The sequence below is a fragment of the Pseudarthrobacter siccitolerans genome, assembly GCF_030823375.1.
Lineage (GTDB): Bacteria > Actinomycetota > Actinomycetes > Actinomycetales > Micrococcaceae > Arthrobacter > Arthrobacter siccitolerans_A.
The window spans coordinates 1,374,747-1,397,496 of the sequence record NZ_JAUSXB010000001.1 but is presented as its reverse complement, the minus strand read 5'-3'; the positions used below and the strand labels follow the sequence as shown (position 1 = coordinate 1,397,496).

The window sequence follows — 22,750 nt, the reverse complement described above, 5'->3', positions numbered from 1 at the left end:
GCCTATGGCAAAAGACGTGAAGATCGAGCAGCTTTGGATTCCCGACTCGCTGGACGCGCCGGACGCAGCGGACTTCCTTGCCGCCGTCGAAGTTGGACGGAAAGTCCGCATGCAGACCTGGGGCAGTGACGACCTCGCCTATGGTCCCCTGGAGAAGCTGCTCGAGTTCCAGGACCCTTACGAACGGCAGCTCATTCTCGTCGCCAAGGTGGAAGGGGAGATCGTAGGCACCGTTGATATCGCCCTGCCCCTCACCGACAACCTGGACCTGGCGGAGTTCACCCTTGACATCCTGCCCGAGTTCCAGCGCCAGGGGGTGGGCCGGCGGCTGCTGCAGGCAGCGGAGCAGCTGGCCCGGGAGGAGGGCCGCACCATGATCCTCGTGGACACCAACCACCCCGGCGCGTCCCTGCATGAATTCGAACGAGCCCAGCTGGTTCCCGGTACGGGGCAGGGCTTCGTGCCCCTGGAAAGCCGCGAAGTCGAGTTCGCCCAGCGCACCGGGTACACGCTGCAGCACATCGAACAGTTCAGCTCGTGCGCGCTCCCGCTGGACTCGAAGCTCGTGGCCGACCTGCAGGCAGAAGCGGACGAGGCCAACAACGGGCGCTACCGGCTGCACCACTGGACGGACACCTGCCCGGACCGCTGGCTGGAGGCCGTCGCAGCCTTGGAGAACCAGGCGGGGGCCGACGTCGATCCCGCCCTGGATGCGCCCGTTGAGCAGGAGATGGTGTTCGACGGCGCCATCCTCCGTAAGGCCGAAGAGGTTGCCATTGCGCAGGGCCGGCGGACAGTGGTCACCGCCGTCGAACACCTCGCCACCGGAACGCTGGTGGGCCTGACCACCATCACCGTGTTGGCGCACCGTGCCGACGTCGTTTTCCAGGACGACACCCTGGTTCTGCAGGAACACCGCGGCAATAAGCTCGGATTGCTCATCAAGGTGGCCAACATGGAGCGGCTCACCGAGCAGTTTCCCGACGCGCGGATCATCTACACGTGGAACGCCCCGGAAAACCGGTACCTCCTGACCGTCAACCAGCAGCTGGGCTTCCAGACGGCCGGGGTCACAGGAATCTGGCAAAAGGAGCTCCCGCACCTGCACACCAGCACCAGCTAACGCCCCGATTTGGCGCACTGAAGGCTCTCCCGTAGACTTGAAGGACCAAAGACCGTCGGTTGTTGGAAATCCACTCTCCCGAGCATCGCTCAATTCTGCAGTTGTGCGCGGGGGAAGCAGTGGATTTCTGGACGAAGGACCCTAACATAGGGCGGCCAGCGCAGGTGAACGAAGCAAAGCTCCACGGAATAATCCGCGTTGAGCCAAGCCCCGTGCATCTGCGCGGGGCGTTTTTAGTTTTAGCTCTCTTGAGCGGGGACCGTCGCATACCGGCACTATCCCCGGAAGGAGGGTTATGGCAACGCCTGCAAAGGTTTCAGCAGTAGCTGAAATCACTAACGATTTCAAGGAATCGAACGCCGCTGTCCTGACCGAATACCGTGGGCTCACCGTTGCACAGATCAAGCAGCTGCGTGTTTCTCTCGGCCAGGACACCAAGTTCTCGGTCGTCAAGAACACCCTGACCGCCATTGCAGCCAAGGAAGCCGGCGTCGAAGCATTCGACGGCCAGCTTGCCGGCCCCACTGCAATCGCGTTCATCAAGGGTGACGCAGTTGCCGCTGCCAAGAGCCTGACGGATTTCGCCAAGACCAACAAGCAGCTGGTCATCAAGACCGGTTACTTCGAGGGCAAGGCACTGAACGCCAGCGAGGTTGCCGCACTGGCAGCACTCGAGTCCCGCGAGCTGCAGCTCGCCAAGGTTGCAGGTGTCCTCAAGGCACCCGCCGCCGCCGCTGCACGCATCATCGACGCACTGCGCCTCAAGCTTGAAGAAGAGAACAGTGCACCGGCAGCTGCCGAAGCGCCTGCCGCTGAAGAAGCTCCCGCCGCCGAAGCCGAAGCTCCCGCAGCTGAAGCTCCTGCTGCCGAAGAGAACTAATTCTCTTTACCCCACCAGACTCCGGTGCGACGCACGGCCCAGTGCCGCTGAGCACCACAACAGGAAGGACGCCTACCATGGCGAAGCTCACCAACGAAGAGCTCATTGAAGCTTTCAAGGAACTGACCATCATCGAGCTCTCCGAGTTCGTCAAGCTCTTCGAAGAGACCTTCGAAGTAACCGCTGCTGCTGTTGCTGTTGCTGGCCCCGCCGGCGCTGCTGCAGAAGAGGTTGAAGAGAAGACCGACTTCGACGTCGTCCTCGAATCCGCTGGCGAAAAGAAGATCGCAGTGATCAAGGAAGTTCGCGCCATCACCTCCCTCGGCCTCAAGGAAGCCAAGGACCTGGTTGACAGCGCACCCAAGGCTGTTCTCGAAGGCGCCACCAAGGAAGCTGCCGAGAAGGCCAAGGAGCAGCTCGAGGCTGCAGGCGCCACCGTTACCCTCAAGTAACAACGCCTTTTCCTCAGAAAGCCCCGTCCACGTTTGTGGGCGGGGCTTTTTGCTTGCCCAGGCAGGTCTTGCGGCGGGTCAGGCGGGGTCGCTGATATCCGCGACCACGGCACCGAGCGCGCCGGTGAGGGCGTCGGCGTCCACGAAGGCGCTGTAGCCGTGCGCGCCGGCGCCCATGGAAATCCGACGCCCGGTGATGGTGGCGTCCGCGTAGACCGGCCAGCTGTTGGTGCTGCCCAGCGGTGTGATGGTGCCCCGCTCGTAGCCGGTGGCATCGAGCGCCACGTCAGCGGGAGGCAGGGACAGTTTGTTGACGCCTACAAGGCTGCGGAGCTTTGGCCAGGAAATCTGGCGGTCACCCGGGATCAGTGCGAACAGGAACGAGCCGTCCTTATGCTTGACCACCAGCGACTTCACGATGTCCGCTGGCGTGATCCCCAGGATGCCGGCCGCCTCTTCCAGGCTCTTGGCGGCGGGCCTTTCCACGACGTCCACCTGCAGCCCGCGCGCCGCGGCGTCGGCAAGGAACCTGTCCCTGCCGGCGCCGGTTACTGCGTCCGCCATCAGTCGCGGTACAGCAGGAGCGCTTCGCCCTGCCCGCCGCCGCCGCACAGGGACACTGCGGCCTTGCCCTTGCCGCGCCGCTTGAGTTCGTGCGCCGCATGGCCTGCCAGACGCGCCCCGGATGCCCCGATCGGATGGCCCAGGGCGATGGCTCCGCCGTGGATGTTGCACTTCTCCAAGGGGTAGTCCAGGTCCTTCAGCGACTGAACCGCAACGGAGCCGAATGCTTCGTTGATTTCGATGAAGTCAAGGTCTGCGGTGGTCCAGCCGGCACGTCCCAGGGCGTTCTGGATGGCGTTGGACGGCTGGGAGTGCAGCGAGTTGTCCGGCCCTGCAACCTGCCCGGGCTTGCCCACTACCGCCAGGTATTCCAGGCCGTGTTCTTCGGCGAAGGCCCGGGAGGAGAGGATCAGGGCGGCCGCTCCGTCGGACAGAGGAGAGGAGTTGCCCGCGGTGATGGTGCCGTCAGTGACGAAGGCTGCGCGCAGCCCCGCCATTGATTCCACTGAGGCGTTGGGCCGGACGCCCTCGTCGGTGGAGACCACGATTGGATCGCCCTTGCGCTGCTTGACGCTGATGGGCACAATTTCGTCGTCGAAGGTTCCGTTCTTGGCTGCCAGCGCCGCCCGCTGATGGGAATGTGCAGCCACGTTGTCCTGGGACGGCCTGTCGATGCCGAGCGCGAGATTGCGGGTTTCGGTGGAGAGGCCCATCGACTGGCCGTCGAAGGCGTCCGTCAGTCCGTCGTGGGCTGCGGCGTCGAGCGCCTGGATGGAACCATAGGTCCAGCCCTGCCGCGAGCCGGGCAGCAGATGCGGTGCCCGGGTCATGGATTCCTGGCCGCCGGCCACCACCACGGATGCCTCGCCGCCGCGGATCATCCGGGCTGCGTCGATCACGGCCGTCAGCCCCGAAAGGCAGACCTTGTTCACGGTCACGGCCGGGACGTTCCAGCCGATGCCGGCGCCGATTGAGCTCTGGCGTGCCGGGTTCTGCCCGGCACCGGCCTGGAGCACCTGGCCCATAATGACGGCCTCCACCTGGCCAGCGTCCACGCCGCTCGCATCGAGAGCGGCCCTGATGGCGTGCGCGCCGAGTTCGACGGCGGTGAAGCTCGCCAGTTGCCCGTTGATCCGGCCCTGTGGCGTACGTGCTGCTGCGAGAATGACAACGTCAGTGTTGTCCGCGGAGTTGCCCATGTTTATCTCTCCCGATCTAGTCCGGTGGTAGGCCACCAAGGCTACCGTGACGCTGCTCACCCAATTATTCAACGTTATGGACGGCACAGGCATTCCAGCACGGGCCTGTGCCACCTGGCACAGGGTAGTTGTCCCCATCTCCGCGGGATGCACGACGGCGGCGGGCTGCGTAGGCTGGACGGCGGACAGTTTTGCAGGGGGCAGCAGGTCCAGGCCCCGGGACGGTTGGAGCAGCATCGTGGAAAAAATCCTGGCCGTGGCAGCGGCCGCCGGCATCGCGGGACTCACCGCCTGCTCCGTCTCCACCCCCGATCCCGCCGCCGGCAGCGGAACGGCCGTGCCGCCGTCGTCCTCCTCCTCAAGGGCTGCCTCTGCGGGCCAACCCCCTGCCGCTCCCTCCGCCGGCGGAACCAGGGAAGCGTGCGAACTCTTCAACGCCCTCCTCGCGGACTACCAGGCGGTCCCGGCCCGCGACGCGGACGGTTTTGAGGACATCTACCTGCAGGCTGAAGACGCCAAGGACACTGTCCCCGGTGACCTGAAGGGACTTTTTGCTTCCCTGAGCCTGCTCGCCATCGACCACTCTGCGGCAGCGGAAGCCGGCGGAACGCCGGGGCAGGAATCCAAGGATGCCGTCCGGGATGCTGTCTTCGCCAATGCCGGGACCTGCACCGCGGAAGGCGTCACCCTCCCTCTCTAGCCACACCACCGCCGGAAGCAGGCGGGAAAACCAGTGCTTGCAATCGGGCCGGATGTGGGATAGACATGTAGGTTATTTTGCCGTATCGTAGATATTTGCGTCTTCCCTGTTTACCTTCAGCCTTCATATAGCGGTGGGCTTTCGCCTGGCAGCTGGCAATCAACGTGCCGTCAACAACGTCACAGCATGGTCAGCACCGGCCCCGGGTCATATAGCGGAACCGGATGGTAGCACTGCGGAGTCATTCCGCAGGGTGCACAGCGGGGGAGATCTGAAAACGCCTGAAGGTCTGTGGAAGGATCCCTCTTGGTCGCCTCGAGCACCTCTAATAACGAAACCGCTAACACCGCCGACAGCACTGATGGTGCCACTCGCCGGCTTTCATTCGCAAAGATTCACGAACCTCTTGACGTTCCGAATCTGCTTGCCCTCCAGACCGACAGCTTCGACTGGCTGGTCGGAAACGAGCGCTGGCAGGCACGCGTAGCGAAAGCTGTTGAAGAAAACGATCTTAGCGTCGCCACCACGTCCGGTCTCTCGGACATCTTCGAAGAGATCTCCCCGATCGAGGACTTCCAGGGCACCATGTCCCTGAGCTTCTCCGATCCGGAGTTCGCCGACCCGAAGTACACCATGGCCGAGTGCAAGGACCGGGACGCTACGTACTCGGCTCCGCTGTACGTCAAGGCCGAGTTCATGAACAACAACACGGGCGAAATCAAGCAGCAGACCGTGTTCATGGGCGACTTCCCGCTGATGACCGAGAAGGGCACCTTCGTCGTCAACGGCACCGAGCGTGTCGTCGTCTCCCAGCTGGTCCGTTCCCCGGGCGCCTACTTTGAGCGCGCCGCCGACAAGACCAGCGACAAGGACATCTTCACCGCGAAGATCATCCCGTCCCGCGGCGCCTGGTTCGAGCTCGAGATCGACAAGCGCGACCAGGTCGGCGTCCGCCTTGACCGCAAGCGCAAGCAGTCCGTCACCGTACTGCTGAAGGCCCTCGGCTGGACCGAAGGCCAGATCCTCGAAGAGTTCGGCCAGTACGACTCCATGCGGGCAACCCTGGAGAAGGACGCCACCGAGACCCGCGAAGACGCGTTGCTGGACATCTACCGGAAGCTGCGCCCGGGCGAGCCCCCCACCGTCGAGGCTGCCCAGTCGCTGCTGGACAACCTGTACTTCAACTCCAAGCGCTACGATCTGGCCAAGGTTGGCCGTTACAAGATCAACCGCAAGCTTGGCATCGACCGCTCCCTTGGCGACAAGGAAGCTTCGGTCCTGCACGTTGAAGACATCGTCGCCATGATCAAGTTCCTCGTTGCGCTGCACGCCGGCGAGAAGACCATCAAGGGCACCCGCGACGGCCAGGAAGTTGACCTGCGCGTCGAGATCGACGACATCGACCACTTCGGCAACCGCCGCATCCGCGCCGTCGGCGAGCTCATCGAGAACCAGGTCCGCACCGGCCTGTCCCGCATGGAGCGCGTTGTCCGCGAGCGTATGACCACCCAGGACGTCGAGGCCATCACGCCGCAGACCCTGATCAACATCCGCCCCGTGGTTGCAGCCATCAAGGAGTTCTTCGGAACCTCCCAGCTGTCGCAGTTCATGGACCAGAACAACCCGCTCTCGGGCCTGACCCACAAGCGCCGCCTGTCGGCTCTTGGCCCCGGTGGTCTGTCCCGTGACCGTGCCGGCATGGAAGTCCGTGACGTGCACCCGTCCCACTACGGACGTATGTGCCCCATCGAAACTCCTGAAGGCCCGAACATTGGCCTGATCGGTTCGCTGGCATCCTACGGACGCATCAACCCGTTCGGCTTCATCGAGACCCCGTACCGCCTGGTCAAGGAGGGCGTGGTTTCCGACGACGTCCAGTACCTGACGGCCGACGACGAGGCTGAGGTCCTGATCGCCCAGGCCAACGCGCCGCTGGACGAGAACAAGAAGTTCGCCGAGGACACCGTCCTCGTGCGTGCCCGTGGTGGTGGAGGCGAGCCGGTTCTGGTTCCCGCCGGCGACGTCGAGTTCATGGACGTTTCCCCGCGCCAGATGGTGTCCGTGGCTACCGCCCTGATCCCGTTCCTCGAGCATGACGATGCCAACCGTGCACTCATGGGTGCCAACATGCAGCGCCAGGCCGTGCCGCTGGTCCGTTCCGAGGCTCCGTTCGTGGGCACCGGCATGGAACGCGCCGCAGCCGTCGACGCCGGTGATGTCACCATCGCGAAGAAGGCCGGTGTGGTCACCGAGGTTTCCGCCGAGCTCGTCATCATGCTCAACGACGACGGCACGGAAACCAACTACCGCATCAACAAGTTCGCACGCTCCAACCAGGGCAACTGCTACAACAACCGCGTCCTGGTGAACGAAGGCCAGCGCCTGGAAGTTGGCGGCATCATCGCCGACGGCCCGGCAACGGACCAGGGCGAACTCGCCCTCGGCAAGAACCTGCTCGTGGCATTCATGTCATGGGAAGGCCACAACTTCGAGGACGCCATCATCCTCTCGCAGCGCATTGTTGCCGAGGACGTTCTTTCCTCCATCCACATCGAGGAGCACGAGATCGATGCCCGCGACACCAAGCTTGGTGCCGAGGAAATCACCCGTGACATCCCCAACGTGTCCGAGGAAGTCCTGGCAGGCCTGGACGAGCGCGGCATCATCCACATCGGTGCCGAGGTTGAAGCAGGAGACATCCTGGTCGGAAAGGTCACCCCGAAGGGTGAAACCGAGCTGACCCCGGAAGAGCGCCTGCTGCGCGCCATCTTCGGTGAGAAGTCCCGCGAAGTCCGCGACACCTCCCTGAAGGTGCCCCACGGCGAGTCCGGCACTGTCATAGGCGTGCGCGTCTTCGACCGCGACAACGACGACGAGCTGCCCCCGGGCGTGAACCAGCTGGTCCGCGTCTACGTGGCCGCCAAGCGCAAGATCACCGACGGCGACAAGCTCGCCGGCCGCCACGGCAACAAGGGTGTTATCTCCAAGATCCTCCCGATCGAGGACATGCCCTTCCTTGCCGACGGCACCCCTGTTGATATCGTCCTGAACCCGCTGGGTGTCCCGGGCCGTATGAACGTGGGCCAGGTGCTCGAAACGCACCTCGGCTGGGTTGCCAAGACCGGTTGGAAGATCGAAGGCGAGCCCGAGTGGGTCAAGCAGCTGCCGAACCTGCCGCGCGAGAGTGGCCAGACCACTGTTGCCACGCCGGTGTTCGACGGTGCCCGCGAAGAGGAAATCACGGGCCTGCTGGACTCCACCAACCCGACCCGCGACGGCGAACGCCTGATCAACTCCTCCGGCAAGACCCGCCTGTTCGACGGCCGCTCCGGCGAGCCGTTCCCGGATCCGATCTCGGTCGGCTACATGTACATCCTGAAGCTCCACCACCTGGTGGACGACAAGATCCACGCGCGCTCCACCGGCCCGTACTCCATGATCACGCAGCAGCCGCTGGGTGGTAAGGCACAGTTCGGTGGCCAGCGCTTCGGCGAAATGGAAGTGTGGGCGCTCGAAGCTTACGGCGCCGCCTACACCCTCCAGGAACTCCTCACGATCAAGTCCGATGACATCCACGGTCGTGTGAAGGTCTACGAAGCCATCGTCAAGGGCGAGAACATCCCCGAGCCGGGCGTTCCCGAGTCCTTCAAGGTCTTGATCAAGGAAATGCAGTCACTGTGCCTGAACGTGGAAGTCCTCTCCACGGACGGAACCACAATTGAAATGCGTGACTCTGATGACGCAGTCTTCACGGCTGCGGAGGAACTGGGTATCGATCTGTCCCGTGCAGAGCCCAGTTCCGTAGAAGAGGTCTAAGGAGGCGTACGACGGCGGGTGAGCCCCGCCGTCGTACCTCACCTTCCTCATCCCGCACCTAAACGGCCGGTGGTTGAGCTTGTCGAAACCCCGGTGCCGCAAAGACTTCAGAATTTAGAGAACAAGAGAGAACAGGGACCATATGTCCAGCGAATCCTCCTTCGGCCTCATGCAGATCGGCCTCGCCACCGCGGAAGACATCCGCGGCTGGTCTTACGGCGAGGTTAAGAAGCCGGAAACCATCAACTACCGCACGCTCAAGCCCGAGAAGGACGGCCTCTTCTGCGAGAAGATCTTCGGCCCGTCCCGGGACTGGGAATGCTACTGCGGCAAGTACAAGCGCGTGCGCTTCAAGGGCATCATCTGTGAGCGTTGTGGCGTTGAAGTCACCCGCGCAAAGGTACGCCGCGAACGCATGGGCCACATTGAGCTGGCCGCTCCCGTCACGCACATCTGGTACTTCAAGGGTGTTCCCTCCCGCCTGGGCTACCTCCTTGACCTGGCGCCGAAGGACCTCGAAAAGGTCATCTACTTCGCTGCCTACATGATCACCAGCGTTGACGAGGCTGCCCGCCACGAGGAACTGCCCAACCTGCAGGTTGAGCACGACATCGAGAAGAAGCAGCTGATCGACAACCGCGACGGCGACATCGCTGCCATCGCCCGCGACCTTGAAGGCGAGATTGCCCGCCTTGAAGGTGAAGGCGCCAAGGCTGCCGACAAGAAGAAGGCCCGCGACTCCGCCGACCGCCAGATGGCCAACGTGCGCAAGCGCGCCGACGCCGACATCGAGCGCCTCGAGCAGGTCTGGGACCGCTTCAAGAACCTCAAGGTCGCCGACCTCGAAGGTGACGAAGGTCTGTACCGCGAGCTGCGCGACCGCTACGGCATGTACTTCGAAGGCTCCATGGGTGCCGAAGCCATCAAGAAGCGCCTTGAAGGCTTCGACATGCAGGCCGAGTCCGACCTGCTGCGCGAGATCATTGCCACCGGCAAGGGCCAGCGCAAGACCCGTGCCCTCAAGCGCCTCAAGGTGGTCAACGCGTTCCTGACCACCAACAACAGCCCGCTTGGCATGGTCCTGGACGCCGTCCCGGTGATCCCGCCGGAACTGCGCCCCATGGTCCAGCTGGACGGTGGCCGCTTCGCGACCTCCGACCTCAACGACCTGTACCGCCGTGTGATCAACCGCAACAACCGCCTCAAGCGCCTGCTTGACCTGGGTGCTCCGGAGATCATCGTCAACAACGAGAAGCGCATGCTTCAGGAAGCTGTTGACAGCCTCTTCGACAACGGCCGCCGCGGCCGTCCGGTCACCGGGCCGGGCAACCGCCCCCTGAAGTCCCTGAGCGACATGCTCAAGGGCAAGCAGGGCCGTTTCCGCCAGAACCTCCTTGGCAAGCGCGTGGACTACTCCGGCCGTTCGGTCATCGTGGTCGGCCCGCAGCTGAAGCTGCACCAGTGCGGCCTGCCCAAGCAGATGGCGCTGGAGCTCTTCAAGCCGTTCGTGATGAAGCGCCTGGTTGACCTCAACCACGCCCAGAACATCAAGTCGGCCAAGCGCATGGTGGAGCGTTACCGTCCGCAGGTCTGGGACGTGCTCGAAGAGATCATCACCGAACACCCGGTGCTGCTCAACCGTGCACCTACCCTGCACCGCCTCGGCATCCAGGCGTTCGAGCCGCAGCTTGTGGAAGGCAAGGCCATCCAGCTTCACCCGCTGGTGTGTGGCGCCTTCAACGCTGACTTCGACGGCGACCAGATGGCAGTCCACCTGCCGCTGAGCCCCGAGGCCCAGGCTGAGGCCCGCATCCTGATGCTGTCCTCGAACAACATCCTGAAGCCCTCTGACGGACGCCCGGTCACCCTGCCCTCGCAGGATATGATCATCGGCCTCTACCACCTGACCACCAAGCGTGTCGGTTCAGCTGGCGAAGGCCGGGTCTTCGGCTCGGTAGCCGAGGCCATCATGGCCTACGACCTGCACGAGCTGCACTTGAACTCCAAGGTCAAAATCCGTCTTGAGGGCTTTGTCCCTTACGCCGGATGGGAAGCTCCGGAAGGCTGGGAGCAGGGTCAGCCCGCGCTGGTCGAGACCTCCCTCGGACAGGTGCTCTTCAACGAGACCCTGCCGGCCGACTACCCGTGGGTTGAGAACGTTGCGGACAAGGGCGAACTGTCCACGATCGTCAACGATCTCGCCGAGCGCTACCCGAAGGTGGTCACGGCGGCAACGCTGGACAACCTGAAGGATGCCGGTTTCTACTGGGCCACCCGCTCAGGCGTCACCGTTGCGATCTCGGATATTGAGGTGCCTAAGGCCAAGCCGCAGATCCTGGCCGGTTACGAGGAGCGGGCTGCCAAGATCCAGGGCCAGTACGACAAGGGCCTGATCGACGACGACGAGCGTCGCCAGGAACTGATCGAAATCTGGAACAAGGCAACCAACGAAATCGCCCAGGCGATGCGTGACAGCCTGTCGCCGATGAACACCATCAACCGCATGGTGTCCTCCGGTGCACGTGGTAACTGGATGCAGGTCCGCCAGATCGCGGGTATCCGTGGCCTGGTGGCCAACCCGAAGGGTGAAATTATTCCCCGTCCCATCAAGTCCTCCTACCGTGAGGGCCTGTCGGTTCTGGAATACTTCATCGCCACCCACGGTGCCCGTAAGGGCCTGGCTGACACCGCGCTGCGTACCGCCAACTCGGGTTACCTGACCCGTCGCCTGGTGGACGTGTCGCAGGACGTCATCGTCCGCGAAGAGGACTGCGGCACCGAGCGTGGCCTGGTCACGCCCATCGCCGTCGCCGATTCGAACGGTGAGCTGGTCCTGGACGAGAACGTCGAGAACAGTGCCTACGCACGTACGCTCGCCGTCGACGTCGTGGACTCCGAGGGCAAGGTCCTCGCTGCTGCCGGCACCGACTGCGGCGACGTGGTGATCGATGAACTGTTCAAGGCCGGCATCACCGAGGTCAAGGTCCGTTCCGTACTCACCTGTGAGTCCAGCGTCGGCACCTGTGCCCTGTGCTACGGCCGTTCGCTGGCCACCGGCAAGACCGTGGACATCGGCGAGGCCGTGGGCATCATCGCCGCACAGTCCATCGGTGAGCCCGGTACCCAGCTGACCATGCGTACGTTCCACACCGGTGGTGCTGTTTCCGCCAGTGGCGGCGACGACATCACCCAGGGTCTGCCCCGTATCCAGGAGCTTTTCGAAGCACGTACTCCGAAGGGTGTTGCACCGATTGCAGAAGCAGCCGGCCGCATCGCCATCGAAGAGTCCGAGCGCCAGATGCGCCTGGTCATCACCCCCGATGACGGAACCGAAGAGATCGCCTACCCGGTCCTGCGCCGTTCACGCCTGCTGATCGAAGATGGCGACCACGTCACCGTCGGCCAGAAGCTGATCAACGGACCGGTCGATCCCAAGCAGGTCCTGCGCATCATGGGTCCGCGTGCGGCACAGAAGTTCCTGGTGGACGAGGTCCAGGGCGTGTACCGGAGCCAGGGCATCGGTATCCACGACAAGCACGTCGAGGTTATCGTGCGCCAGATGCTGCGCCGCGTCACGGTCATCGAGTCCGGCGAATCGGACCTGCTGCCCGGCGAGCTCGCCGAGCGCAGCCGCTTCGAGGAGGCCAACCGCCGCGTTGTGTCCGAGGGCAAGACTCCGGCTTCCGGACGTCCTGAGCTCATGGGTATCACCAAGGCGTCCCTGGCCACCGAGTCCTGGCTGTCGGCAGCTTCCTTCCAGGAGACCACCCGCGTCCTGACGCAGGCGGCCATGGAAGGCAAGAGCGACCCGCTGCTCGGCCTCAAGGAGAACGTCATCATCGGTAAGCTGATCCCGGCCGGCACGGGCCTCCCGCGCTACACCGAGGTCACCGTGGAGCCCACTGAAGAAGCGAAGGCCAACCTGTTCACCGGCCCCAGCGCGTTCAGTGACTTCTCGTACGACACCCTGGGCGGCGACGGAGCTCCTGAGTTCCACGCCATCCCGTTGGATGACTACGACCTGGGCAACGACTTCCGCTAAGCGTCCCTAGGAAGGCCCCGTCCCCACTCTGGTGGGGGCGGGGCCTTTCGTATACACCCAATTAAGCCGCAGGATCAAGCCGTGCTAGAATTTATGTAATTGTTTGTGTGGCAGTGGATGAAGGCCGCCGCAGCATCATTTTGGTTTTGTTCTCATGATGTTGGGTGTGAGCTTGTTTCCGGGTTGCGGGCTAGGTGCGCAACGAATGCCACGCTTTTGCACGCCTAAGTTCAATCCTAGACATCCAGGCTGCAGGAACAACGCCAAAATCGGTGCAGTGACGGTTGACGCCTCGATGCGCCGGTAGAGATCAAACCAACGGAGAACACGAGAGTGCCTACGATTAACCAGCTGGTCCGCAAGGGCCGCACGCCGAAGGTCAAAAAGACCAAGGCTCCCGCGCTTGCCGGCAGCCCGATGCGCCGCGGTGTTTGCACCCGCGTCTACACCACCACCCCGAAGAAGCCGAACTCGGCTCTGCGTAAGGTGGCCCGTGTGCGCCTCAACGGCGGCATTGAAGTAACCGCCTACATCCCCGGTGTTGGCCACAACCTGCAGGAGCACTCCATTGTGCTCGTCCGCGGTGGTCGTGTGAAGGACCTCCCGGGTGTCCGCTACAAGATCGTCCGTGGCGCCCTCGATACCCAGGGTGTGAAGAACCGTAAGCAGGCCCGCAGCCGCTACGGCGCAAAGATGGAGAAGAAGTAATATGCCTCGCAAGGGTCCGGCCCCCAAGCGGCCGCTCGTACTAGATCCCGTTTACGGCTCCCCGCTGGTTACCCAGCTCATCAACAAGGTGCTCGTTGACGGCAAGAAGTCCACCGCAGAGCGCATCGTCTACGGTGCCCTCGAAGGCGCACGCGCCAAGTCCGGCGGCGACCCCGTAGCAGCCCTCAAGAAGGCCATGGACAACGTCAAGCCTTCCCTCGAGGTCCGCTCACGCCGCGTCGGTGGCGCCACCTACCAGGTTCCGGTCGAGGTCAAGCCGGGCCGCTCCACCGCACTCGCCCTGCGCTGGCTGGTTGGCTACTCCAAGGCCCGCCGCGAAAAGACGATGACCGAGCGCCTCCAGAACGAAATCCTGGATGCCTCCAACGGTCTCGGTGCCGCTGTGAAGCGTCGCGAAGACACCCACAAGATGGCCGAGTCCAACAAGGCCTTCGCACACTACCGCTGGTAATACTTCCCGGACGCCGCCGGCTCTCACGGGCCGGCGGCGAACGTGTAGTCCATCCGAAAGGGAGACACCGTGGCACAGGACGTGCTTACCGACCTTAGTAAGGTCCGCAATATCGGCATCATGGCCCACATTGATGCCGGCAAGACCACCACCACCGAGCGCATCCTGTTCTACACGGGTGTGAACCACAAGATCGGCGAAACGCACGACGGCGCTTCGACGACTGACTGGATGGAACAGGAAAAGGAACGCGGCATCACCATCACGTCTGCCGCCGTGACCTGCTTCTGGGAAAACAACCAGATCAACATCATCGACACCCCCGGCCACGTTGACTTCACCGTTGAGGTTGAGCGCTCCCTGCGCGTCCTCGACGGTGCCGTCGCCGTCTTCGATGGCAAGGAAGGCGTGGAGCCCCAGTCTGAGACCGTTTGGCGCCAGGCTGACAAGTACAACGTTCCGCGCATCTGCTTCGTCAACAAGATGGACAAGCTCGGTGCCGACTTCTACTTCACCGTAGACACCATCATCAGCCGCTTGGGTGCCAAGCCGCTCGTTATGCAGCTGCCCATCGGTGCCGAGAACGACTTCATCGGCGTCGTGGACCTGCTCTACATGCGTGCACTGGTGTGGCCCGGCGATGCCAAGGGTGACGTCACCATGGGTGCCAAGTACGAGATCCAGGAGATCCCGGCTGACCTGCAGGCAAAGGCTGAAGAGTACCGCGCAGCGCTCGTTGAAGCCGTTGCAGAGTCCTCCGAAGAGCTCATGGAGAAGTACCTCGAAGGCGAAGAGATCTCGATTGACGAGCTCAAGGCCGGCATCCGCAAGATGACCATCAACTCCGAGCTGTACCCGGTGTTCTGTGGCTCCGCGTTCAAGAACCGTGGCGTTCAGCCGATGCTCGATGCTGTCATCGATTACCTGCCGAACCCGCTCGACGTCCCGCCGATGATCGGTCACGATCCGCGCGACGAAGAGAAGGAACTGACCCGCAAACCGTCTTCCGAAGAGCCATTCTCGGCCCTCGCGTTCAAGATTGCAGCGCACCCCTTCTTCGGCCAGCTCACCTTCGTCCGCGTGTACTCCGGTCACGTTGAAGCAGGCGCCCAGGTGGTCAACTCCACCAAGGGCAAGAAGGAGCGCATCGGCAAGCTGTTCCAGATGCACGCCAACAAGGAAATGCCCGTTGAGGGCGCTACGGCCGGCCACATCTACGCAGCCATCGGTCTGAAGGACACCACCACGGGTGACACCCTGTGTGATGCAGCCAACCAGATCGTGCTCGAGTCCATGAGCTTCCCGGAGCCCGTGATCTCGGTCGCCATCGAGCCGAACACCAAGGGTGACCAGGAGAAGCTCTCCACGGCCATCCAGAAGCTCTCCGCTGAGGACCCCACCTTCCAGGTGTCCCTCAACGAAGACACCGGCCAGACCATCATCGCCGGCATGGGCGAACTCCACCTGGACATCCTGGTGGACCGCATGCGCCGCGAATTCAAGGTCGAGGCAAACGTTGGCAAGCCGCAGGTTGCTTACCGCGAAACCATCAAGAATGTTGTTGCGCGTCACGACTACACGCACAAGAAGCAGACCGGTGGTTCGGGCCAATTCGCAAAGATCCAGATCGCCATTGGGCCGCTGGATACTTCCGAAGGCGAGCTTTACGAGTTCGAGAACAAGGTGACCGGTGGTCGTATTCCGCGCGAATACATCCCGTCCGTCGACGCCGGTATCCAGGATGCACTGAACGACGGCGTCCTGGCCGGTTACCCGGTTGTCGGCATCAAGGCAACGCTGATTGACGGCGCTTACCACGATGTTGACTCCTCGGAAATGGCGTTCAAGATCGCCGGCCGGATGGCTTTCAAGGAAGCCGCCCGCAAGGCGAACCCTGTCCTGCTCGAACCGCTGATGGATGTCGAGGTCCGCACCCCTGAGGAATACATGGGTGAAGTTATCGGTGACCTCAACTCCCGCCGTGGCCAGATGCAGTCCATGGAAGATGCACAGGGTGTCAAGGTCATCCGTGCGCACGTCCCGCTGTCCGGCATGTTCGGCTACATCGGCGACCTGCGTTCGAAGACCCAGGGCCGCGCTGTGTACTCCATGACGTTCCACAGCTACGCCGAGGTCCCGAAGGCATTCGCCGACGAGATCATCCAGAAGAACCGCGGCGAATAGTCTTTCGGACTCTAGCAGCGAACAAATTCGGGTGCGCTTGCCGGTAACGGAAAGCACAGCCGGTGCAGGTGGCCGGGTACGGTCGGATCCATCCGGTCAAGCCGGTTCCCGGCCATCTGCACGAACAGGCTCTAGGGACTAGTATTAGTTCCTGAATCTGCAATTTCACCAATCCAAAGCCCCCCAAGTAGACTTACCTGAGTTTCTGCCGCGACAAGCGCGGTTGAAGGGTATGTCATTTGAAAACGTTCTAGGAGGAACCTGTGGCAAAGGCAAAGTTCGAGCGGACTAAGCCGCACGTTAACATCGGCACCATTGGTCACGTTGACCACGGTAAGACGACGTTGACGGCCGCCATTTCCAAGGTGCTGTACGACAAGTACCCGACTCTCAACGAGAAGCGTGACTTCGCGTCGATCGACTCTGCTCCCGAAGAGCGTCAGCGCGGCATTACCATCAACATCTCCCACGTTGAGTACCAGACCGAGAAGCGCCACTACGCACACGTAGACGCTCCGGGTCACGCTGACTACATCAAGAACATGATCACCGGTGCTGCCCAGATGGACGGTGCAATCCTCGTGGTTGCCGCCACTGACGGCCCGATGGCACAGACCCGCGAGCACGTTCTGCTCGCCCGCCAGGTTGGTGTTCCCTACCTGCTGGTCGCGCTGAACAAGTCCGACATGGTTGACGATGAGGAACTGCTGGACCTCGTTGAAATGGAAGTTCGTGAGCTCCTGAGCTCGCAGGGCTTCGATGGCGACGAAGCACCGGTTGTCCGCGTTTCCGGCCTGAAGGCCCTGGAAGGCGACCCCGAGTGGGTCAAGTCCGTTGAGGACCTGATGGCAGCTGTGGATGAGTCCGTTCCGGACCCCATCCGCGACCGCGACAAGCCCTTCCTGATGCCGATCGAAGACGTCTTCACCATCACCGGCCGCGGCACCGTTGTTACGGGCCGCGCCGAGCGTGGAACCCTCGCCATCAACTCCGAGGTCGAGATCGTCGGCATCCGCCCGGTCCAGAAGACCACGGTTACCGGTATCGAGATGTTCCACAAGCAGCTCGACGAAGCATGGGCCGGCGAGAACTGTGGCCTCCTGCTCCGCGGTCTGAAGCGCGACGATGTCGAGCGTGGCCAGGTTGTCGTCAAGCCGGGTTCCATCACCCCGCACACCGACTTCGAGGCTAACGTCTACATCCTCTCCAAGGACGAAGGCGGGCGTCACAACCCGTTCTACTCCAACTACCGCCCGCAGTTCTACTTCCGTACCACGGACGTAACCGGCGTTATCACCCTGCCCGAGGGCACGGAAATGGTTATGCCTGGCGACAACACTGAGATGACCGTTGCGCTCATCCAGCCCATCGCTATGGAAGAGGGCCTCGGCTTCGCAATCCGCGAAGGCGGCCGCACCGTTGGTTCAGGACGCGTTACCAAGATCAACAAGTAATTCTTGCTGAACTGAAGGACGGCCCCGTTGCTTATGCAGCGGGGCCGTTCCTTTTGTTTAAGCAGTCCCCTGATACTGTTGCTGGACCGAAAGGAGTTCATCATGGGATGGCTTATTTTCCTGATCATCGCGGTTGCGGTGGTGGCCGGTGTGTTCTGGGCCAAGAAGCACTTCCGCCACGAGATTGACCGCGCCAAGCGGATCAACCGGGCGAACAAAAACCAGTAGGCAGGGACGCTAACCCTGAAGGGCCCGCCGGGCCTTGCTCAACTCCTGGTACCAGTAGAACGACTGTTTCGGGGTTCTCTCCTGCGTCTCAAAGTCGACGTGAATTAACCCGAATCGTTGGGAGTACCCTGCGGCCCATTCGAAATTGTCCATCAGGGTCCACACGTAGTAGCCCCGTAGGTCCACGTCTGACGCGGGGCCGCCGGGAGAAGTCGCATCCAGCGCAGCCCGCAGGTGCGATGAGATGTAGTGCGCCCGGTCCTCATCCTGAAGGGGGCCGGACACCTGGTCAGGTTCGGGGAAACTCGCTCCGCCTTCTGTGATGTACACCGGCGGCAGCGCTTCCCCGTACCGGTCCTTCAGCTCTTTCAGCAGGACGCCCAGGTGGTCAGGGGCCACTGGCCACCCGAACCCGGTGCTGCTGTACTCGGGATACCCCACTTCGTGGAAGGGGAGCCGGGCCACGGCCTTGTGCGTATTGGCCGGAATAGGGGTCACGCCGCGGCCCAGAGCCACCTTCACCGGAAAGTAGTAATTGAGGCCGTAGAAATCCAGCGGCTGGTGGATGGTGCGCATGTCTGCATCGGAGATCCGGCCAATGGACCGAAGCCACGGCCTGGCATACAGCGGCAGGCTGGGATAGCGGCCCAGCAGGACGGGATCGGCGTAGATCCTGTTCATCAGCAGGTCGTACATCCGTGCCACCAGCCTGTCCCCGGGCTTCTGCGAGGCTGCACGGATCGGCGAGTGCAGGTTGGTGACACCCACATCCCCCTTGACGCCGGCAGCGCGCAGCGCCTGCGCCCCGAGTCCATGCGCAAGAAGCTGGTGGTGGATGGACGGCAGGGCGTCAAACATGAGCGTATGGCCCGGGGCGTGGACGCCCAGGGCGTAACCGTTCAGCGTGACCGAGACCGGTTCGTTGAGCGTGACCCACTGGGCCACGCGGTCCCCGTAGCGTTGCCCCGCCGCAGCGGCATACTCACCGAACCGTTCGGCTGTTTCGCGGTTCATCCAGCCGCCGCGGTGTTCCAGCGGCAGGGGAGTGTCCCAGTGATACAGCGTGGCCATGGGGGAGATCCCGGCCTCCAGCAGCTGGTCGATCAGCCGGTCATAGAAATCCAGCCCCTCGGCGTTGAAGCTTCCCCGGCCCTCCGGCTGAATCCTCGGCCAGGACAAGGAGAAGCGGTAGGAGTCCACGCCCAGCTCCTGCAGCAGGGCGATGTCCTCCGGGAGGCGGTTGTAGTGGTCGCAGGCCACGGCGGGGGAGTGCCCGTCCATAATGCTCCCGGGCTTCTCCGCGAAGGCGTCCCAGCCGGACGGTCCCCGGCCTCCGGCGCTCAGCGCTCCTTCGATCTGGAAGGCGGCTGCGGCCACCCCCAAAGTGAACGACGGCGGCATGCGGCTGGCCAGTTCCGTCACGGATTCGGTGCTTTCCAGCGTCATGCCCCTATCATCCGTTCCGGCGTTGCCGTTGGCAATGTTCCCGCCATCGGCTGCCGATAGGGCCGATTCGCTTCTGGAGCCAATATCCGGCATACTAGATGAGTTGTTCAAGCGCTTCTTCGCGTCCCGATCCGGATAATGCCGGGTGTCAGGGTCCAAGTGGAAGACCAAACATAACCCACTCCCCATGGATTAGCGGATTTGTATGCGTGCCAAGCGCGACACGCCCGACCGCGGGGGTCGGTTGCGCCGGCAAGGTGAGGAACCCGGATTCATCCGGATTCAGTTTGTGCGGCGGGTGGTGGTTACGACTTCAAATGCTTCGGCAGCCATACAACACGTAAGTAAACAGAGCAGCATTTACTGAAAGAGAGTCAGGCGACATGGCGGGACAAAAAATCCGCATCCGGCTGAAGTCATACGACCACGAGGTCATTGACACTTCAGCACGGAAGATCGTTGAGACGGTCACGCGCGCAGGCGCAACGGTAGTGGGCCCCGTGCCGCTGCCTACGGAGAAAAACGTGTACTGCGTGATCCGCTCTCCGCACAAGTACAAGGACAGCCGCGAGCACTTTGAAATGCGCACGCACAAGCGTCTTATCGACATCATCGATCCCACGCCGAAGGCTGTCGACTCGCTCATGCGTCTCGACCTGCCGGCAGACGTGAACATCGAAATCAAGCTGTAGGGAGGTGCTGAGAGACTATGACCGCAACCCGTAACGTAAAGGGCCTGCTGGGCACGAAGCTCGGCATGACCCAGGTCTGGGACGAGAACAACAAGCTCATCCCCGTCACTGTGGTCCAGGCAGATTCGAACGTCATCACCCAGCTGCGCAACGCAGAAGCTGATGGCTACGTAGCCGTTCAGATCGGCTACGGCCAGATCGATCCCCGCAAGGTCACCAAGCCGCTGGCTGGTCACTTTGAGAAGGCAGGCGTCACGCCTCGCCGCCACGTCGTCGAACTTCGTACCGCAGATGCTGCCGAGTACGAGCTGGGCCAGGAGCTCTCCGTAGAGGTCTTCGAAGCGGGCCAGAAGATCGACGTCATCGGCACCACCAAGGGTAAGGGCTTCGCCGGTGTTATGAAGCGTCACGGCTTCCACGGCGTTGGAGCTTCCCACGGTGCCCACAAGAACCACCGTAAGCCCGGTTCAATCGGTGGCGCATCCACCCCGAGCCGCGTCTTCAAGGGCATGAAAATGGCCGGCCGCATGGGCGCCGTTCGTCACACCACGCTGAACCTCACGGTTCACGCGGTTGACGTCGAGAAGTCGCTGCTCCTTATCAAGGGTGCCGTTCCCGGCGCCCGCGGCCAGGTCGTCCTCGTACGCACCGCCGTGAAGGGAGCCTAGTTCAATGGCTAACACTGTCCAGGTCAACCTGCCTGCAGAGATCTTCGACGTTCAGACCAACGTGCCGCTGCTGCACCAGGTTGTCGTTGCCCAGCTCGCTGCTGCTCGCCAGGGTACCCACAAGACCAAGACCCGCGCTGAAGTTTCCGGTGCAGGACGTAAGCCGTTCAAGCAGAAGGGCACCGGCCGCGCCCGTCAGGGTTCCATCCGTGCTCCGCACATGACCGGCGGTGGCGTTGTCCACGGTCCCACCCCGCGTGACTACAGCCAGCGCACCCCCAAGAAGATGATTGCTGCTGCACTGCGCGGCGCACTGTCTGACCGGGCGCGCAACGGACGCATCCACGTTGTTGCCGAACTGGTTGAGGGCACCAAGCCGTCCGCCAAGACTGCACTCGCAACGCTGCGCGGCGTTTCCGACCGCAAGAACCTGCTGGTTGTCATCGAGCGCGCCAACGACGTTGCTGCACTGTCCGTGCGCAACCTCGCCGGTGTTCACGTTCTGTACTCAGACCAGCTGAACACCTACGACGTTCTCGTGTCTGATGACGTTGTCTTCACCAAGGCTGCCTACGAAGCATTCGTTGCGGGCAAGGCAGTGGCAAAGAACGAGGAGGATGCCAAGTGAGTGCAGCCACCATCAAGGATCCCCGCGACGTCGTGCTTGCACCCGTCGTGTCGGAAAAGAGCTACGGCCTGATCGACGAGGGCAAGTACACCTTCCTGGTGGACCCCCGTTCGAACAAGACCGAGATCAAGCTGGCCGTGGAGAAGATTTTCTCCGTCAAGGTCGAATCGATCAACACCATCAACCGTGCCGGTAAGCGCAAGCGCACCAAATTCGGATGGGGTACCCGCAAGAACACCAAGCGTGCGATTGTCACCCTCAAAGAAGGCACTATCGACATCTTCGGCGGTCCGCTCGCGTAGCGGAGACCACTTTAACGAGGAAATAAATTATGGGAATCCGTAAATACAAGCCGACTACCCCGGGCCGTCGTGGCTCGAGCGTAGCGGACTTCACCGAAATTACGCGGTCGACGCCGGAAAAGTCGTTGGTACGTCCGCTGCCCAAAAAGGGCGGCCGTAACAACACCGGTAAGATCACCACCCGTCACAAGGGTGGCGGACACAAGCGCCAGTACCGTCTGATCGACTTCCGTCGCCACGACAAGGACGGCGTTGACGCCCGCGTTGCTGAAATCGAGTACGATCCGAACCGCACGGCTCGCATCGCCCTCCTGCACTACGTTGATGGCACCAAGCGTTACATCATCGCCCCGAACAAGCTGTCCCAGGGTGACTTCGTAGAGGCAGGTGCCAACGCTGACATCAAGCCTGGCAACAACCTGCCCCTGCGCAACATCCCGGTGGGTACCGTTATCCACGCAGTTGAACTGCGTCCGGGTGGCGGCGCCAAGATGGGCCGCTCCGCCGGTGCATCCATCCAGCTCGTCGCCAAGGAAGGCCGCTTCGCCCAGCTGCGTCTGCCTTCCGGTGAAATCCGCAACGTTGACGTGCGCTGCCGCGCAACCGTCGGCGAGGTGGGCAACGCCGAGCAGTCGAACATCAACTGGGGCAAGGCCGGCCGTATGCGCTGGAAGGGCGTCCGCCCGACCGTCCGTGGTGTCGCCATGAACCCGGTTGACCACCCGCACGGTGGTGGCGAGGGTAAGACGTCCGGTGGACGTAACCCCGTCAACCCGAACGGTAAGCGGGAAGGCCGCACGCGCCGCCCCAACAAAGAGAGCGACAAGCTAATTGTTCGTCGCCGTCGTACTGGCAAGAACAAGCGATAGGAGCCTGGACACATGCCACGCAGCCTGAAAAAAGGTCCTTTCGTTGACCAGCACCTCTTTGTGAAGGTGGACAGGGAAAACGAAAAGGGCACCAAGAACGTCATCAAGACCTGGTCCCGCCGTTCGATGATCATCCCCGACATGCTCGGGCACACGATCGCCGTACACGACGGACGCAAGCACATCCCGGTGTTTGTCACTGAGTCGATGGTCGGGCACAAGCTCGGCGAATTCGCTCCCACGCGGACATTCCGCGGCCATGTCAAGGACGACCGTAAGGGCAAGCGCCGCTAGGCGCCTGCACTTACGTCAAAGACGAGAGA

The 22,750-nt window shown here is 62.6% G+C and carries 20 protein-coding genes; 17 read left to right on the top strand and 3 right to left on the bottom strand.

Going from position 1 to position 22,750, the window contains the following annotated elements; genetic code table 11:
- Positions 1-4 precede the first annotated feature (4 nt).
- From QFZ36_RS06555 to rplL, 3 genes are all read left to right on the top strand, one after another.
- Positions 5-1,123 carry a GNAT family N-acetyltransferase gene (locus tag QFZ36_RS06555; protein ID WP_306634859.1) on the top strand — a complete coding sequence of 373 codons (1,119 nt, stop codon included), beginning with the start codon at positions 5-7 and terminating at the stop codon, positions 1,121-1,123.
- 295 nt (positions 1,124-1,418) lie between these two features.
- On the top strand, positions 1,419-2,003 hold the full coding sequence (gene rplJ, locus QFZ36_RS06550) for a 50S ribosomal protein L10 (protein ID WP_306634858.1): 585 nt from the start codon (positions 1,419-1,421) through the stop codon (positions 2,001-2,003).
- A 77-nt stretch (positions 2,004-2,080) separates the two neighbouring features.
- The gene (gene rplL, locus QFZ36_RS06545) at positions 2,081-2,455 is read left to right on the top strand and encodes a 50S ribosomal protein L7/L12 (RefSeq protein WP_306634857.1); all 375 of its coding nucleotides are present in this window, start codon (positions 2,081-2,083) and stop codon (positions 2,453-2,455) included.
- A gap of 78 nt (positions 2,456-2,533) precedes the next feature.
- Here rplL and QFZ36_RS06540 read toward each other — a convergent pair whose 3' ends face one another.
- Together QFZ36_RS06540 and QFZ36_RS06535 are read right to left on the bottom strand one after the other, a co-directional pair.
- Entirely contained in the window at positions 2,534-3,019 is a 486-nt protein-coding gene (locus QFZ36_RS06540) for an aminoacyl-tRNA deacylase (RefSeq protein ID WP_306634856.1), read from the bottom strand.
- Complete coding sequence (locus QFZ36_RS06535) at positions 3,019-4,218, bottom strand: acetyl-CoA C-acetyltransferase (RefSeq protein WP_306639126.1); 1,200 nt, start codon at positions 4,216-4,218, stop codon at positions 3,019-3,021. Before QFZ36_RS06535 ends, QFZ36_RS06540 begins: the two co-directional genes overlap by 1 nt.
- Before the next feature lie 238 nt (positions 4,219-4,456).
- Between QFZ36_RS06535 and QFZ36_RS06530 the strand changes: the two genes are divergently transcribed.
- The 8 genes from QFZ36_RS06530 (at position 4,457) to QFZ36_RS06495 (ending at position 17,822) form a co-directional block, all read left to right on the top strand.
- The gene (locus tag QFZ36_RS06530) at positions 4,457-4,918 is read left to right on the top strand and encodes a hypothetical protein (RefSeq protein ID WP_306634855.1); all 462 of its coding nucleotides are present in this window, start codon (positions 4,457-4,459) and stop codon (positions 4,916-4,918) included.
- A 306-nt stretch (positions 4,919-5,224) separates the two neighbouring features.
- Complete coding sequence (gene rpoB, locus QFZ36_RS06525; RefSeq protein ID WP_306634854.1) at positions 5,225-8,734, top strand: DNA-directed RNA polymerase subunit beta; 3,510 nt, start codon at positions 5,225-5,227, stop codon at positions 8,732-8,734.
- Positions 8,735-8,876: 142 nt separating this feature from the next.
- Entirely contained in the window at positions 8,877-12,776 is a 3,900-nt protein-coding gene (locus QFZ36_RS06520) for a DNA-directed RNA polymerase subunit beta' (RefSeq protein ID WP_306634853.1), read from the top strand.
- A 333-nt stretch (positions 12,777-13,109) separates the two neighbouring features.
- Complete coding sequence (gene rpsL, locus QFZ36_RS06515) at positions 13,110-13,484, top strand: 30S ribosomal protein S12 (protein ID WP_306634852.1); 375 nt, start codon at positions 13,110-13,112, stop codon at positions 13,482-13,484.
- Between the two features lies 1 nt (position 13,485).
- Positions 13,486-13,956, top strand: coding sequence for a 30S ribosomal protein S7 (rpsG, locus tag QFZ36_RS06510; RefSeq protein ID WP_026531948.1), 471 nt, complete (start codon positions 13,486-13,488; stop codon positions 13,954-13,956).
- A gap of 69 nt (positions 13,957-14,025) precedes the next feature.
- Positions 14,026-16,140, top strand: coding sequence for an elongation factor G (fusA, locus tag QFZ36_RS06505; RefSeq protein ID WP_306634851.1), 2,115 nt, complete (start codon positions 14,026-14,028; stop codon positions 16,138-16,140).
- Positions 16,141-16,403: 263 nt separating this feature from the next.
- On the top strand, positions 16,404-17,594 hold the full coding sequence (tuf, locus tag QFZ36_RS06500; protein WP_104042541.1) for an elongation factor Tu: 1,191 nt from the start codon (positions 16,404-16,406) through the stop codon (positions 17,592-17,594).
- A gap of 102 nt (positions 17,595-17,696) precedes the next feature.
- On the top strand, positions 17,697-17,822 hold the full coding sequence (locus QFZ36_RS06495; protein WP_255470686.1) for a hypothetical protein: 126 nt from the start codon (positions 17,697-17,699) through the stop codon (positions 17,820-17,822).
- Positions 17,823-17,831: 9 nt separating this feature from the next.
- On the opposite strand, the gene QFZ36_RS06490 is transcribed toward QFZ36_RS06495, so the two are convergent.
- The gene (locus QFZ36_RS06490; protein WP_306634848.1) at positions 17,832-19,268 is read right to left on the bottom strand and encodes a GH1 family beta-glucosidase; all 1,437 of its coding nucleotides are present in this window, start codon (positions 19,266-19,268) and stop codon (positions 17,832-17,834) included.
- A gap of 383 nt (positions 19,269-19,651) precedes the next feature.
- Between QFZ36_RS06490 and rpsJ the strand changes: the two genes are divergently transcribed.
- The 6 genes from rpsJ to rpsS are packed head-to-tail and all read left to right on the top strand — an operon-like array spanning position 19,652 to position 22,721.
- Positions 19,652-19,960 carry a 30S ribosomal protein S10 gene (rpsJ, locus tag QFZ36_RS06485; RefSeq protein ID WP_043119398.1) on the top strand — a complete coding sequence of 103 codons (309 nt, stop codon included), beginning with the start codon at positions 19,652-19,654 and terminating at the stop codon, positions 19,958-19,960.
- A gap of 17 nt (positions 19,961-19,977) precedes the next feature.
- Positions 19,978-20,628, top strand: coding sequence for a 50S ribosomal protein L3 (rplC, locus tag QFZ36_RS06480; protein WP_013601833.1), 651 nt, complete (start codon positions 19,978-19,980; stop codon positions 20,626-20,628).
- Positions 20,629-20,632: 4 nt separating this feature from the next.
- Entirely contained in the window at positions 20,633-21,256 is a 624-nt protein-coding gene (gene rplD / locus QFZ36_RS06475; protein ID WP_306634846.1) for a 50S ribosomal protein L4, read from the top strand.
- The gene (gene rplW, locus QFZ36_RS06470; protein ID WP_011692807.1) at positions 21,253-21,558 is read left to right on the top strand and encodes a 50S ribosomal protein L23; all 306 of its coding nucleotides are present in this window, start codon (positions 21,253-21,255) and stop codon (positions 21,556-21,558) included. The genes rplD and rplW overlap by 4 nt, the downstream gene beginning before the upstream one ends.
- 29 nt (positions 21,559-21,587) lie before the next feature.
- The gene (rplB, locus tag QFZ36_RS06465) at positions 21,588-22,427 is read left to right on the top strand and encodes a 50S ribosomal protein L2 (protein WP_066293289.1); all 840 of its coding nucleotides are present in this window, start codon (positions 21,588-21,590) and stop codon (positions 22,425-22,427) included.
- 12 nt (positions 22,428-22,439) lie between these two features.
- Positions 22,440-22,721 (top strand): 30S ribosomal protein S19, encoded by a 282-nt coding sequence (rpsS, locus tag QFZ36_RS06460; RefSeq protein ID WP_011692805.1) that lies wholly within the window; start codon positions 22,440-22,442, stop codon positions 22,719-22,721.
- Positions 22,722-22,750 lie beyond the last annotated feature (29 nt).

Bases quoted from the DNA above. Each gene is read 5' to 3' on its own strand.
- QFZ36_RS06555 (WP_306634859.1), top strand. From the start codon at position 5: ATGGCAAAAGACGTGAAGATCGAGCAGCTTTGGATTCCCGACTCGCTG.
- rplJ (WP_306634858.1), top strand. From the start codon at position 1,419: ATGGCAACGCCTGCAAAGGTTTCAGCAGTAGCTGAAATCACTAACGAT.
- rplL (WP_306634857.1), top strand. From the start codon at position 2,081: ATGGCGAAGCTCACCAACGAAGAGCTCATTGAAGCTTTCAAGGAACTG.
- QFZ36_RS06540 (WP_306634856.1), bottom strand. From the start codon at position 3,019: ATGGCGGACGCAGTAACCGGCGCCGGCAGGGACAGGTTCCTTGCCGAC.
- QFZ36_RS06535 (WP_306639126.1), bottom strand. From the start codon at position 4,218: ATGGGCAACTCCGCGGACAACACTGACGTTGTCATTCTCGCAGCAGCA.
- QFZ36_RS06520 (WP_306634853.1), top strand. From the start codon at position 8,877: ATGTCCAGCGAATCCTCCTTCGGCCTCATGCAGATCGGCCTCGCCACC.
- rpsG (WP_026531948.1), top strand. From the start codon at position 13,486: ATGCCTCGCAAGGGTCCGGCCCCCAAGCGGCCGCTCGTACTAGATCCC.
- QFZ36_RS06495 (WP_255470686.1), top strand. From the start codon at position 17,697: ATGGGATGGCTTATTTTCCTGATCATCGCGGTTGCGGTGGTGGCCGGT.
- QFZ36_RS06490 (WP_306634848.1), bottom strand. From the start codon at position 19,268: ATGACGCTGGAAAGCACCGAATCCGTGACGGAACTGGCCAGCCGCATG.
- rpsJ (WP_043119398.1), top strand. From the start codon at position 19,652: ATGGCGGGACAAAAAATCCGCATCCGGCTGAAGTCATACGACCACGAG.
- rplC (WP_013601833.1), top strand. From the start codon at position 19,978: ATGACCGCAACCCGTAACGTAAAGGGCCTGCTGGGCACGAAGCTCGGC.
- rplD (WP_306634846.1), top strand. From the start codon at position 20,633: ATGGCTAACACTGTCCAGGTCAACCTGCCTGCAGAGATCTTCGACGTT.
- rplB (WP_066293289.1), top strand. From the start codon at position 21,588: ATGGGAATCCGTAAATACAAGCCGACTACCCCGGGCCGTCGTGGCTCG.
- rpsS (WP_011692805.1), top strand. From the start codon at position 22,440: ATGCCACGCAGCCTGAAAAAAGGTCCTTTCGTTGACCAGCACCTCTTT.